Origin of the sequence: Corynebacterium sp. HMSC06C06, from assembly GCF_001807295.1 — a bacterium.
Classification (GTDB): domain Bacteria; phylum Actinomycetota; class Actinomycetes; order Mycobacteriales; family Mycobacteriaceae; genus Corynebacterium; species Corynebacterium striatum.
On the sequence record NZ_KV788497.1, the window covers coordinates 51,997 to 64,718 of the forward strand.

The following is a 12,722-nucleotide window of genomic DNA, read 5'->3' on the forward strand; positions in this document are numbered from 1 at the left end:
CCAAAACCTCAAGTGAGACCCACGCGACTCCCGGTATGGAATGACTGCTTGTGAAAGAACGCCTCCTCGCTCCTGGTGGTGCCGTGGCATTGCGAAGGCCCTAAGATTAGGACGCATGTTCTAAACTGGTGTGCATGCAACGCTGGGTCTTACACATCGACATGGATGCCTTTTTCGCATCCGTCGAACAGCTGACCCGGCCGACCCTGCGTGGGCGCCCAGTGTTGGTCGCGGGTGTCGGCGGGCGCGGCGTCGTGGCGGGCGCGTCCTATGAGGCCCGCGCTTTCGGGGCGCACTCGGCCATGCCGACATTCCGCGCGCGGCAGCTGGTTGGCTTGCGCGGCGTGGTGGTGCAGCCGCGGCACGTGGTGTATTCGGCGGCGTCGAAAAAAGTATTCAAGATTCTCGCCGAGCACGTAGGCCTCATCGAGCAGCTCTCCATCGATGAGGCCTTCATGGAGCCCGAGGCACTCGTTGGCGCCACGGCCGAAGAGGTCAAGGAGTGGGCGGATAACCTGCGCGAGTTGATTCGTGAGGAGACCGGCCTGCCTAGCTCCATCGGGGCAGGCGCGGGCAAGCAGTTCGCCAAAATTGGCTCTGGCGAGGCGAAGCCTGACGGCACCTTTGTCATCCCGGTGGAGAAGCAATTGGAGATCCTCCATCCACTTCCCGTGGGCAAGCTGTGGGGAGTAGGGCCGGTGACGCGGACAAAGCTTTCGGCAATTGGGGTGGAGACCATCGGGCAGTTGGCGGCGATGTCGCAGAAGGAAGTGGAGATTTCCCTCGGCGCCACGGTTGGCATGGGCTTGTGGAAACTGGCGCAAGGCATTGATGACAGGGTCGTGGCCCCGCGTGCGGTGGCCAAGCAGATCTCCACGGAGCACACTTATTCCAAGGATCTGCTTACGGTGGGCGCGGTGGATGCGGCCATCACCAGGGCTGCCGAAGGCGCACATCGACGCCTGCTTCGCGACGGCCGTGGTGCCCGCACCGTCTCGGTCAAGTTGCGCATGGCGGACTTTCACATCGAATCGCGTTCGGCGACCTTGCCTTATGCCACCGATGATCTGGAAACCCTCAAGGCCACGGCTTTTAAGCTGGCTCGGTATCCCGACGAACTCGGGCCCATCCGCTTGGTCGGAGTAAGCTACTCGGGGCTGGAGACTGCCCGCCAGGACGTACTGTTTCCCGAGCTGGACCGAGTGGTGGTGCGCCCGCCGAGCAAAGCCGATGACGATTACGAGGCTGGCGTGTCCGACAACTCGCTGGATACCTCCCGTGTGGAAATCAGTATCGAGGACGAGCCCGATACGTCTTGGCGGGCTACCCAGGACGTCTATCACCCAGACTATGGCCACGGCTGGATTCAAGGTGCAGGCCACGGTGTGGTGAGCGTGCGATTCGAAACGCGCGCCACAGGGCCAGGTCGCACCAAGTCCTTCGCGGCCGATGATCCCGATCTGGTGCCGGCCGACCCCCTAGAGTCGCTGGCCTGGCCGGAGTTGTTTGCGGAGTTAGAGGACTAGCGCGCGTACTGCTTAGGTGCGACGGCGGTCTCAAAAACCTTCACCACGGGCGTGCCCGTGGCCAAGGCTGCGGCCAACAGGATGCGTGCCTGTCCTGGGCGAAACTCGCCAGCATTGATCGCGCCTTTGTCCGCCAAGGTGGCGCCGCCGCCGGCCCCGCCATAGGCCAGCGAGGTCTTGCCATAAGGCACACGCGTGCTGACGACGACCGAGATGCCCGCATCGAGCGCGCGGGCCACGCCTTCGCCCATCCCTGCACCCATGTTGCCTGAGCCCAAGCCTTCGATGACGAGGCCGGCAAAGTGGGAGGAGGCGGCGTCGACAAGCACAGCTTCAGCGCCCGGATACGCGGTAAGGATGGCTACTGGGTGCTGCGCCAGCGCAGCCAGGGGGAGGGGGAAGATGCTGCCTTCGCCCACCGGCATTGACTCGAAACCGTTGAGATGGAAGGTGTGGTTCTTGCGGGCACCGCGCGCCGGGATGGTCATGCCGCCGAACTGGATGAAGACGCCGGGCTGGGCCTGTTTGATGAGCGCGACAGCGTCCTGGAGATTGCGTGGGCCATCGCCGTTTGGGTGATCGAATGAGCGCTGTGCGCCGGTCAACACCACCGGCTTCGTGCCGGGATCGAAGATGGACAGCGCCATGGCTGTCTCTTCCATGGAGTCGGTGCCATGGGTGATGAGGATTCCCTCGACCTCGGCACGGTGGAGCAACTCGTGGACCGTGGCAAGCAGCTCATCGAGGTCCTCCAACGTGATGGAACTGGAGTCGAGCTGGCGGAACTCGATGACCTCGATGTCGGCGTCAAGGGAATCCGCGAGTTGTTGGCCGCTTACGGTAGGGACCAGAGAGCCGTCTTCTTGGGTGGTGCACGCGATGGTGCCGCCGGTGGCGATGAGTGCGATAGTCATGGCTTACACACTAGCGTTGAGCCTAAAAGGCCGTCTCGCTGGGCGCGGGTCGCCCTGAAATGGATGGGGCGTGGGTAGTGTGGTGTAAAGAACTGCGACGTCGGGTGTGGCGTCGCGAAACCCAACGTGAGGAGAAAAAGTGAAGTTCACCAAGCTCAGCGCCGCGATTATGGCAGTGAGCGCTGCTACCGCATTGGCAGCCTGCTCTTCTTCCGATGAAGTTGAAAAAGCTGGCCCAGCAACTATTGAGAAGAGGCCGAGCTCCGAAGAAACCTCGATTGCCTCCGCAGAAATCCCAGACGCAGCGGCACTGAATGCCATCCTGGCTAAGGCAACTGACCCCAACGTGCCGGTGGAGGAGAAGACCAAGACCGTACAGGGCTCGGAGCAGGCTCCGGAGCTTTTCGACGTCATGGCTGCATCGCAGGCCGAGTCCGGCGCTGTCTTTGAGGTCGTGGACCCAGTTCTGCCTGGTTACACCCCAGAGTCGGCGCTAGCCACCGTGAACTTCTCCACCCCTGACGGCCAGGGGCAGACTGCGGACCAGGTTGAGTTCGTCTTTGAGGACGGCGATTGGAAGCTGTCGAAGAACTGGGCTTGTATCTTGGTCTCCAACATCGTCCCTCCGGAGCAGGGTCCGCCGATGTGCGCTGATACTGCTGGCGGTGCGGGCGCTCCTGCCGAGGGCGCACCGGCTGAAGGCGCTCCTGCTGAGGGCGCTCCTGTTGAAGGCGCTCCTGCTGAGGGCGAGGTCCCACCAGCAGAGGCACCAGCGCAGTAAGAAATATCCGGGCTGTGGCCCCGGATTTTTTATTGGGTCGGTGGCCCGGTGTGCATTCGAACCATCGTTGAGGCCCCGCGGCGGCGCGGGAGCGAGCACAAAGATCGTCCGAATACACGCGGCTAGCGGCTACTCGGCTGGGTTGAACTGCAGATCCGTTGTGGTCGAGTGCACCACGCGCAGATCGGAGTCCTCGGTGCCGTAGATGATTTTGGTGTCGATGGAAACATCGCCGTCGGTAGGCAGCGGCTGCTTCAGATCCACGGTGAGCTCGCCCTTGGAATCCGTCGTGGAGCTCAAGACCTTAAGCTCCTTGTTTGCTAGGTCCGTTCCCTCCGCCTGGCCTTCGAAAGACAAGGCGCCAAGCGAAGGGCGCTGCTGCACCGAAACATCCAGCTTGACCACATCGCCGGCCAGCTCTTTCACCGTGTAGGTAGTGGTCTGCAGCAACGTCGACTCACCCGCAACGCGGGACTCCACGGTCCACTTCGCGCCCCTGCCAATCGCATCCTCAGGGAACACCACCGGCAGAGAAGTCAGCTTCATAATCGCCTGCTCAGTAATGCCGCGGGCCTCGTCGGTGCCACTCTGCGGTGCCGCCAAACGCAGTGAAGACATCTGGCCTGAGTCCACCGCACGCCAGCCAAACTGGAAGCCCTCACCGCTCGCTGCATCAGCAACACCGGAGTACTCCGGCACGCCGGTTGAGCCAAAGACATTGCGGGTAGCTGGCAGCTGGCCTTCGACGTTCTCCGTAGCCTTGTCCACGCTGACCTCTAGTGGGAGAGTGGTGGTCGCGGATTTGACCTTAGCCGGATTGAAATCCTGCGCCGCGGAGGACTTAAGCAGGTCTTGGCTAAAACCTTCCGAGACGGTGTACTTAATTTTTTGCTCTGCATCGAGGTCATTGAAAGTCAGCACGCGCTTTTCCCCGGTTCCGGTGGATTCAACGGTGATGCGCGGGGCGTCGACAGGCAGGCCCACGGGCTCTTCGACGCTGGGTGCCGGCTTTTCATAGGAGCACGCGGCGAGCGGAGCGGCGCTAAGGGCGAGGATGGAAACTGCGGCTAAAGCTTTAACACGGAACACAGTATTCCAAATTACCGGAAGGGGGTGTTTAGAATGATTCGGGTGAGTCAAAAAAGAAGGAGTTTCGTCGGCATGATGGCCGCGGTGGTTATCGCGGTGGCTGTCATCGACCAAGTGTTTAAGCAAATCATGCTGTCCATCCTCACTGAGGGGGAGCCGATGAATGTCATCGGCGGATGGTTCCGCTTCTACCTTCTATTCAACCCCGGCGCTGCCTTTTCTATGGGTGGCGAGGGCAACACCTGGCTGTTTACCACTATTCAGCTGGCGTTTGTTTTGGGCGTAGCCATCGCCGCGCCACGGATGCGGGATAAATGGCAGGCCATCGGACTGGCGATGATCGCAGGCGGCGCGCTCGGTAACCTCATCGATCGCCTCTTCCGTGAGCCCGGCTTCTGGTTTGGGCACGTGGTGGATTACATTTCCGTGGGACGCTTTGCGGTGTTCAACCTGGCAGATGCATCTATTACCTGCGGAGTCGTGGTGTTCGTCATCGCGATGTTCTTCGAAGAACGCGAAAAGGGGGCAGCGGATGCGCGAGAGTCGTAGATTGCCGGTCCCCGAGGGCCTCGAAGGCATGCGTGCCGACGCCGCGTTGGCTAAGCTCATCGGCATCTCACGGGTCAAGGCCGCAGATTTGTGCGCGGCTGGCGACGTCGAGGTCGACGGCACCATCGTCGGCAAGTCGGACCGCTTGGAGGCAGGCGGCTGGATCGACGTCATGATGCCCGCCCCCGAAGAGCCGGTGGTTCCCAAGGAAGAGCTCGTTGAGGGCATGGACGTGCTCTACGCCGACGACGACGTCATCTGCGTGCATAAGCCCGTGGGTGTCGCCGCGCATCCGACGTTGGGCTGGGAGGGCCCCACGGTCATTGGCGGTTTGCGGGCGGCGGGTTATCAGCTTGCCGACGCCGGCCCTACCGAGCGCAAGGGAATCGTTCACCGTCTCGACGTGGGAACCTCCGGCGTGATGGTCGTAGCTGCCAGCGAGCGCGCTTACTCGCAGCTCAAGGCGGCGTTTAAAGAGCGCACCGTCACCAAGACCTACCATGCCGTGGTGCAAGGCCTGCCGGATCCCATCGTGGGAACCATCGACGCGCCCATCGGGCGGCATCCTTCCTCGGGCTGGAAGTTCGCGGTGGTCGATGGCGGAAAGCACGCCGTCACGCACTACAAATTGCTTGAGGCCTTCCGCGAGGCGAGCCTGCTCGAGGTGCACCTGGAAACTGGCCGCACGCACCAGATTCGCGTCCACATGTCCGCCACGGGGCACCCCTGCGTGGGCGATCCGATGTATGGCTGCGACCCGAACCTGGCCAAGCGGGTGGGCCTCATCCGGCAGTGGCTGCACGCAGTGTCATTAGGGTTCATTCACCCCGGCACCGGCAAATACTTTGAAGTCACAGCACCTTACCCGGAGGACCTGCGGCATGCACTCGAGGTTTTGCGCGGATGAAGCACCCCCCGGAGATCTACCGGCGGCGTCGTATAGCGGCGGCCGTATTGACGCTGCTACTTGTCGTGTTCGTGCTGCTGTGTTTTGGCCTGTTCGGCACCAAGTCCACCGTGGCCCTGCAAGGCGATCAACTAGGGCCCGATAACGAGTCCCGTGCGGACTACGTCGAACGCGTCGCAGGCAGTGTGGCAACCGCTGACGAACCGACCTACGCCCTGGTGAGCTTCCGGGAATCCTTGAACGCGCAGCAAGTCAACGCGGTGGTGGAGCCCGCCACGCGAATGAACGCGATCATCATCGGCATGGCCGCGCCCATCGCGGTACCGGAGCCTGTCAATGGCGCCAGCCGGGCTGACGTCATCGACACGGAAATCATGCGCCTTCGCGATTCCTATCAGGGAGTCGGTCAGGTGGAAGTTCCCTCGAAGATCGATGCGGTTATCGTGTGGTCAGATGGCGATAGCTTGCGTACGATTGCGCAAAACAACATGGTGGAAGCAGTAGAAGCCGCGCCTAGTGACGCCGCCTGGGGCACCTTTGGCGTGCGCCCGTTGTCGTCCCTGAAGGAGTAAGCATGAAGATTTTTGCCGATACCAGCACTTGGATGCCCAACTATCGCTTCGGCTACATCTTGGTGTGGGCGGGCCTTGTCATTGGCCTCGTGGTACTTTTCCTCCAGATCGCCAGGGGCGGGGAGGCGCTGTCCATTGGGGTTGCCGGGTTCGTGGTGCTCTATAGCGCCGCGATGGTGGTGCTAATGCCACGCTGGGCGTTGAATGCCGAGGAGGAACAGGAGCGGCGTCGGAAAGCGAAGGAAGCCCGCCGCGAGCTGCGTTAATCCTCGCTGATGGTGTGCAAGCGCTTGGCGCGGCGGGAGGCGCGGTGCATGCGGGCGAGGTCTGCTAGGTAGATAACGACCGCGACCCAAATGATGCCGAAGCCAATCCAACGCTGCGTGGACATGTGCTCGTGAGTGACGAATAGTGCCCACAGCATCTGCATGATGGGGGTCATGTATTGCAGCATGCCCACCGTGGCCAGAGGCAGTTGCTTGGCGCCCTTGGCGAAGCACAAAAGCGGTAGCGCGGTGACTAGGCCGGAAGCGACGAGCAACACGATGTGCATGGGGCCTTCGGTTGTAAACGTGGATTCGCCGCGGATGCTCAGCCACGTGAGGTAGCCGATGGCCACTGGCAGCATCACGATGGTTTCTGCGGCCACGGAACCGGTGGAGGAGACGCTGAGCTGCTTCTTCATCAGGCCGTAGATGCCGAAGCTACCCGCGAGCGCCAAGGAAATGTACGGGGCTTGGCCGGTCATGAAGGTCAGCCAAAGTACGGCGATGAATGCCACGCCAACCGACGCCGCCTGTGCCTTGTTGAGCGATTCCTTCAGGAAGATGATGCCCAAAGCCACCGAGACCAGCGGGTTGATGAAGTAGCCGAGTGCCGCGTCGGCCACGTGCCCGGTGTTGATGGCGATAACGTACGTGCCCCAGTTGATGGTGATGGCCACGCCGCAGGCCAGCATCCAGGCCCACGTGCGCGCGCTGAAAGCTCGCAGCTCCCGCCAGCCGCCCGAGATGAGGAGGAAGCCGGTGACGAGGACAGCCGTCCATACGATGCGATGCGCGAGGATCTCAAAAGGTCCGGCGGGCAGCAGAAGCGGGAAGAAGGCGGGGAAGAAGCCCCACATGAGATAGGCGGCAACGGTGTAAATCATCGAGAGACAATGTACTCCTTCGCCATATCGTGGGAAACAATTCCTATCAGTCGGGTGCGGTGCGCAGGGCTGATGGCGGGGTTTGACGCGCCCGCTAGACTGTCCGCATGGCGAAAAACTCATCCTTTGTTCACCTTCATAATCACACCGAGTTTTCCATGCTGGACGGCATGGCCAAGGTGGACATGTTGGCAGATGAGGTGGTGCGCCAGGAGATGCCGGCCGTGGGCATGACGGACCACGGCAACATGTACGGTTCCAACGCGTTCTACAAGAAGATGACCAGCGCCGGCGTGAAGCCGATTATCGGCATCGAGGCCTACATGGCGCCGGAATCACGCTTTAACAAAAAGCGCGTGCTGTGGGGTACTCCTGATCAAAAGCGAGACGACGTTTCCGCATCGGGTGCTTATCTGCACCAAACCATGCTGGCGGAAAACGCGACGGGTCTCAAGAACCTCTTCAAGCTCTCCTCGCTGGCCTCCTACGAGGGCCAGCTGGGCAAGTGGCCACGTATGGATGCCGAGCTCATCGCAGAGCATGCAGAAGGCATCATCGCCACCACCGGTTGCCCCTCGGGCGACGTCCAGACTCGTCTGCGCCTAGGTCAGTTCGACGAGGCCCTCGAGGCCGCAGCGATGTGGCAGGACATCTACGGCAAAGACAACTTCTTCTTGGAGCTCATGGACCACGGGCTCGACATCGAAAAGCGCACGCGCGATGGGCTGCTAGAAATCGGTCGTAAGCTGGACCTGCCGCCGCTGGTGACCAATGACTGCCACTACGTGCTGGAAAGCCAGGCGCCCTCGCATGAGGCAATGTTGTGCGTGCAGACCGGCAAGACCTTCATGGACCCGGATCGCTTCAAGTTCGACGGCACCGGCTACTACATCAAGTCCGCTGCGCAGATGCGCGAAATCTGGGATGACATGATTCCAGACGGCTGCGACAACACCCTATGGATTGCCGAACGCGTACAGGACTACGGCGAGATTTGGGAGGAGCATACCCACGACCGCATGCCGATTGCGGACGTGCCGGAAGGCCACACGCCAACTTCTTGGCTGACCCACGAGGTGATGGAGGGCCTGCAGGATCGCTTCCCAGGCAAGGAAGTGCCGGAGGAGTACGTGAAGCGCGCTGAGTATGAAATCAGCGTCATCGACATGAAGGGCTATCCTTCCTACTTCCTCATCGTGGCCGAGCTCATCAAGCATGCGCGATCCGTGGGCATTCGCGTGGGGCCGGGGCGTGGTTCCGCGGCAGGCGCGCTGGTGGCTTACGCGCTTACCATCACCAACATTGACCCCATCGAACACGACCTCCTCTTCGAGCGATTCCTCAACCCGGAGCGTCCATCCGCACCGGATATTGATATCGACTTCGACGACCGCCGTCGTGGCGAGATGATTCAGTACGCCGCTGATCGCTGGGGCGAGGATAAGGTGGCGCAGGTGATTACCTTCGGCACTGTGAAGACCAAGCAGGCCATTAAGGACTCCGCGAAGGTGCACTTTGGCCAGCCGGGTTTCCAAATGGCTGACCGCATCAACGGCGCGCTGCCGCCCGCCATCATGGCGAAGGATATCCCGCTGGCGGGCATCATGGACCCGGAACACGAGCGCTACTCGGAGGCCACCGAGGTTCGCCAGATGATTGAGACGGACCCGGACGTCAAGAAGATTTATGAGACGGCGCGTGGTCTCGAGGGCGTCGTCAGGCAGGCGGGCGTGCACGCGTGTGCGGTGATTATGGCGTCCGTGCGCCTGATGGACCACATTCCGATGTGGCAGCGCCCAGCCGACGGCGCGTACATCACCGGCTGGGATTACCCGGCATGTGAGGCCATCGGCCTGCTGAAGATGGACTTCCTGGGTCTGCGAAACCTCACCGTCATCGGCGATTGCCTGGAAAACATTAAGAAGAACCGCGGCGAGGAAATCCACCTGGAGGAAATCCACGCCGACGACCCCAACGTGTCGAAGGTATACGAGCTGCTTTCCCGCGGCGAGACCCTGGGCGTGTTCCAGCTCGACTCCGGCGGTATGCAGGAGCTGCTCAAGCGCATGAAGCCGACGGGCTTTAAGGACATTGTTGCGTCGCTGGCACTGTATCGTCCGGGCCCGATGGGCGTAAATGCCCACTGGGATTACGCAGACCGCAAGAACGGGCGCAAGGAGATCACGCCTATTCACCCAGAGTTGGAGGAGCCACTGCGTGAGATCCTCGATGAGACCTACGGTCTTATCGTGTATCAGGAGCAGATCATGCGTATCTCCCAGAAGGTGGCCAATTACACCGCTGGTGAGGCAGATGGCTTCCGCAAGGCCATGGGTAAGAAGAAGCCGGAAGTCCTGGCCCAGCAGTACGACAAGTTCTGGGGCGGCATGCAGGAAAACGGCTACTCCAAGGACGCCATGGATGCGCTGTGGGGCACGATTGAGCCCTTCGCTTCCTACGCGTTTAACAAGTCCCACGCCGCAGGCTACGGCCTGGTCTCCTTCTGGACGGCCTACCTCAAGGCCTACTACGCGCCGGAGTACATGGCAGCGCTGCTGACCTCGGTGGGTGACAAGAAGGATAAGTCGGCTATCTACCTGTCCGACTGCCGCCACCTGGGCATCCACGTTTTGTCGCCGGACGTCAACGAGTCGGTGGAAAACTTCCAGGCAGTTGGCGAGGACATCCGTTTCGGCATGGGCGCTATCCGCAACGTGGGCTCGGAAGTGGTGGAGTCCATCGTTAAGACGCGCAAGGAAAAGGGCGCGTACACGTCGTTCTCGGACTACCTCGACAAGATTGAGCTCACCGCCTGCACCAAGCGCGTCACGGAGTCGCTCATCAAGGCCGGCGCCTTCGATTCCATGGAGCACCCACGCAAAGGCTTGATGCTCATCCATGAGGATGCAGTCGATGCCGTGCAGACGACGAAGAAGGCGGCGGACAAGGGGCAGTTCGATCTCTTCGCCGGCTTTGGCGGTGAGGAGCAGGCGGAGGTTGCTTCGGCGTTTGCCATCGATATCCCTGACGAGAATTGGGACCGCAAGCATGAGCTGGCTCTCGAGCGTGAGATGCTTGGCCTTTACGTTTCCGGTCACCCGCTGGATGGTTTCGAGGAGGCCCTTGAGGCGCAGACCGATACGCCGCTGCCGAAGATTCTCTCGGGCGAGGTCTACAACGGCCAAGAGCTGGTTATCGGTGGCATCATCTCGGGCGTGGACCGCCGCTTCTCCAAGCGTGATGGCTCCCCGTGGGCCATTGTGAACATGGAAGACCATAACGGCGCCCAGGTGGATATCTTGGTGTTCAACCAGGTTTATTCCCTGGTGGCGCCGCAGATTGCCGAGGATAACATCATCCTGGCCAAGGTGCAGGTGAAGATTCGCGATGAGCGCATGTCCCTGTTCTGTTCCGACATTCGTGTTCCGGATTTGGGCCCGGGCGGGGGAGCGGGTCTGCCGCTGCGGCTTACCATGCGCACGGACCAGTGCACGATGGAAAATATTGCGAAGCTCAAGCAAGTGCTGGTCAACAACAAGGGTGAGTCAGATGTTTATCTCACGCTTGTCGACGGCGCGGAGTCCACGATGATGGTCTTGGGCGAGCATTTGCGCGTGGAACGCTCCGGCAATCTCATGGGTGACTTGAAGGCGACGATGGGAGCCGGAATTCTCGGGTAGGACCTTGTGGATAGACCGCTCTGACTATTGAAAGATTGTACCTATTGGGCAAAAATAGCCTAATGGGTACGATTTTCTTTTATTTGCACCCCTTGAGCTGCGGGTTTGAATTTTTGAATTTAATTCCCGGAATGCCATTTGTGGGCAAGCTGTGTCGGCTATTCTAGACCGCATAGTCTAGAAAAATATCGACAAAGCAACATCGACACTGGAGGCCCAAACGCTCATGGTCAATAAGATTCGCACTACCCACGTTGGCTCCCTGCCACGCACCAAGGAACTGCTAGAAGCGAACCTGGAGCGCTCCGCAGGAACCATCTCCGATGAGAAGTTCCACGAGATTCTGGATCGCTCCGTCGACGACGTGGTCAAGCGTCAGGTCGACATGGGCATCGACATCCTCAACGAAGGCGAGTACGGCCACATCACCTCCGGCGCGGTGGACTACGGCGCATGGTGGAACTACTCCTTCACCCGTCTGGGTGGCCTGACCATGACCGATAAGGACCGCTGGGAGATCGGTGACAAGATTCGCTCTGAGCCGGGCAAGATTCGCTTGTCCTCCATGAAGGACCGCCGCGACCGCGCCCTCTTTGCCGACGCCTACAATGATCCAGATTCCGGCATCTTCACCGGCCGCAAGAAGGTTGCGAACCCAGAGTTCACCGGCCCGGTTACCTACATCGGCCAGGACCAGGTCGATGCGGACGTGAAGCTGCTCAAGAACGCAATGGACAAGGCTGGAGCGAAGGATGGCTTCGTTGCGGCCCTTTCCCCGGGATCTGCCGCGCGCCTGCCTAACAAGTACTACGAGGAGGACTCTGACCTCGTTCGAGCTTGTGGCGAGGCGCTGAAGTCGGAGTACAAGACCATCACCGATGCGGGTCTGACCGTGCAGTTCGACGCCCCGGACTTGGCCGAGGCATGGGACAGTGTGGTCCCAGAGCCGACCGTGAAGGACTTCCAGGCCTTCTTGCATGAGCGCATTGAGATCCTTAACGAGTCCATCAAAGACATCCCGCGCGAGCAGACCCGCCTCCACATCTGCTGGGGCTCCTGGCACGGCCCGCATGTGACCGACATTCCTTTCGGTGACATCATCGAGGAGATTCTGCAGGCGAAGGTCGGCGGCTTCTCCTTCGAGGGGGCCTCGCCGCGTCACGCTCATGAGTGGCGCGTGTGGCAGGGCCACAAGCTGCCAGAGGGCACCGTCATCTACCCAGGCGTGGTCTCGCACTCTACCAACGCAGTGGAGCACCCGCAGCTTGTGGCCGATCGCATCATCAAGTTCGCTGAGCTCGTAGGCCCGGAGAACGTCGTGGCCTCCACGGACTGCGGCCTGGGCGGGCGTCTGCACTACCAGATTGCGTGGGCGAAGTTGCAGTCGCTTGTCGACGGCGCCGAAATCGCTACCAAGGAGCTGTTCTAGTACGCGCCCTGGCTGTTGCCGGGAATGCAGAAGCAGCACGTACCCTTCTCCTTACGGGAGGGACACGTGCTGCTTTTGTGTTTTAAGGGGTATCTTGGGTTCAGACCGTCGTTGCACCACTTCTA

At 60.9% G+C, this 12,722-nt stretch carries 11 protein-coding genes; 8 read left to right on the forward strand and 3 right to left on the reverse strand.

Annotation, left to right across the window (positions count from 1 at the left end; translation table 11 throughout):
* Positions 1–134 precede the first annotated feature (134 nt).
* Positions 135–1,526 carry a DNA polymerase IV gene (locus HMPREF3153_RS07675; protein ID WP_049063108.1) on the forward strand — a complete coding sequence of 464 codons (1,392 nt, stop codon included), beginning with the start codon at positions 135–137 and terminating at the stop codon, positions 1,524–1,526.
* Here HMPREF3153_RS07675 and HMPREF3153_RS07680 read toward each other — a convergent pair.
* Entirely contained in the window at positions 1,523–2,440 is a 918-nt protein-coding gene (locus HMPREF3153_RS07680) for an asparaginase (protein WP_070420495.1), read from the reverse strand. The genes HMPREF3153_RS07675 and HMPREF3153_RS07680 overlap by 4 nt on opposite strands.
* A 139-nt stretch (positions 2,441–2,579) precedes the next feature.
* On the opposite strand from HMPREF3153_RS07680, the gene HMPREF3153_RS07685 reads away from it, so the two are divergent.
* Positions 2,580–3,221, forward strand: a complete 642-nt coding sequence (locus HMPREF3153_RS07685) for a WKL family lipoprotein (RefSeq protein WP_070420496.1) — start codon at positions 2,580–2,582, stop codon at positions 3,219–3,221.
* A 129-nt stretch (positions 3,222–3,350) separates the two neighbouring features.
* Here HMPREF3153_RS07685 and HMPREF3153_RS07690 read toward each other — a convergent pair whose 3' ends face one another.
* A complete protein-coding gene (locus tag HMPREF3153_RS07690) occupies positions 3,351–4,310 on the reverse strand; it encodes a hypothetical protein (RefSeq protein ID WP_070420497.1) in 960 nt (319 codons plus the stop codon).
* Between the two features lie 33 nt (positions 4,311–4,343).
* Here HMPREF3153_RS07690 and lspA point away from each other — a divergent pair, with 33 nt between their 5' ends.
* Genes lspA through HMPREF3153_RS07710 form a run of 4 tightly spaced genes read left to right on the forward strand, consistent with a single transcriptional unit; the run spans position 4,344 to position 6,604 of the window.
* Positions 4,344–4,859: a signal peptidase II gene (gene lspA / locus HMPREF3153_RS07695; RefSeq protein ID WP_049063111.1), complete on the forward strand. Its 516-nt coding sequence runs from the start codon at positions 4,344–4,346 to the stop codon at positions 4,857–4,859.
* Entirely contained in the window at positions 4,843–5,766 is a 924-nt protein-coding gene (locus HMPREF3153_RS07700; protein ID WP_070420498.1) for an RluA family pseudouridine synthase, read from the forward strand. The genes lspA and HMPREF3153_RS07700 overlap by 17 nt, the downstream gene beginning before the upstream one ends.
* A complete protein-coding gene (locus HMPREF3153_RS07705) occupies positions 5,763–6,338 on the forward strand; it encodes a hypothetical protein (protein ID WP_046645234.1) in 576 nt (191 codons plus the stop codon). The genes HMPREF3153_RS07700 and HMPREF3153_RS07705 overlap by 4 nt, the downstream gene beginning before the upstream one ends.
* A gap of 2 nt (positions 6,339–6,340) precedes the next feature.
* Complete coding sequence (locus tag HMPREF3153_RS07710) at positions 6,341–6,604, forward strand: hypothetical protein (protein ID WP_046645235.1); 264 nt, start codon at positions 6,341–6,343, stop codon at positions 6,602–6,604.
* On the opposite strand, the gene rarD is transcribed toward HMPREF3153_RS07710, so the two are convergent.
* On the reverse strand, positions 6,601–7,488 hold the full coding sequence (gene rarD, locus HMPREF3153_RS07715) for an EamA family transporter RarD (RefSeq protein WP_046645236.1): 888 nt from the start codon (positions 7,486–7,488) through the stop codon (positions 6,601–6,603). The genes HMPREF3153_RS07710 and rarD overlap by 4 nt on opposite strands.
* A 107-nt stretch (positions 7,489–7,595) precedes the next feature.
* Here rarD and dnaE point away from each other — a divergent pair, with 107 nt between their 5' ends.
* Together dnaE and HMPREF3153_RS07725 are read left to right on the forward strand one after the other, a co-directional pair.
* The gene (dnaE, locus tag HMPREF3153_RS07720; RefSeq protein ID WP_005528756.1) at positions 7,596–11,168 is read left to right on the forward strand and encodes a DNA polymerase III subunit alpha; all 3,573 of its coding nucleotides are present in this window, start codon (positions 7,596–7,598) and stop codon (positions 11,166–11,168) included.
* 226 nt (positions 11,169–11,394) lie between these two features.
* Positions 11,395–12,597 (forward strand): cobalamin-independent methionine synthase II family protein, encoded by a 1,203-nt coding sequence (locus HMPREF3153_RS07725; protein ID WP_070420499.1) that lies wholly within the window; start codon positions 11,395–11,397, stop codon positions 12,595–12,597.
* Positions 12,598–12,722: the final 125 nt, after the last annotated feature.

Bases quoted from the DNA above. Each gene is read 5' to 3' on its own strand.
- lspA (WP_049063111.1), top strand. From the start codon at position 4,344: ATGATTCGGGTGAGTCAAAAAAGAAGGAGTTTCGTCGGCATGATGGCC.
- dnaE (WP_005528756.1), top strand. From the start codon at position 7,596: ATGGCGAAAAACTCATCCTTTGTTCACCTTCATAATCACACCGAGTTT.
- rarD (WP_046645236.1), bottom strand. From the start codon at position 7,488: ATGATTTACACCGTTGCCGCCTATCTCATGTGGGGCTTCTTCCCCGCC.
- HMPREF3153_RS07680 (WP_070420495.1), bottom strand. From the start codon at position 2,440: ATGACTATCGCACTCATCGCCACCGGCGGCACCATCGCGTGCACCACC.
- HMPREF3153_RS07675 (WP_049063108.1), top strand. From the start codon at position 135: ATGCAACGCTGGGTCTTACACATCGACATGGATGCCTTTTTCGCATCC.
- HMPREF3153_RS07725 (WP_070420499.1), top strand. From the start codon at position 11,395: ATGGTCAATAAGATTCGCACTACCCACGTTGGCTCCCTGCCACGCACC.
- HMPREF3153_RS07710 (WP_046645235.1), top strand. From the start codon at position 6,341: ATGAAGATTTTTGCCGATACCAGCACTTGGATGCCCAACTATCGCTTC.
- HMPREF3153_RS07705 (WP_046645234.1), top strand. From the start codon at position 5,763: ATGAAGCACCCCCCGGAGATCTACCGGCGGCGTCGTATAGCGGCGGCC.
- HMPREF3153_RS07700 (WP_070420498.1), top strand. From the start codon at position 4,843: ATGCGCGAGAGTCGTAGATTGCCGGTCCCCGAGGGCCTCGAAGGCATG.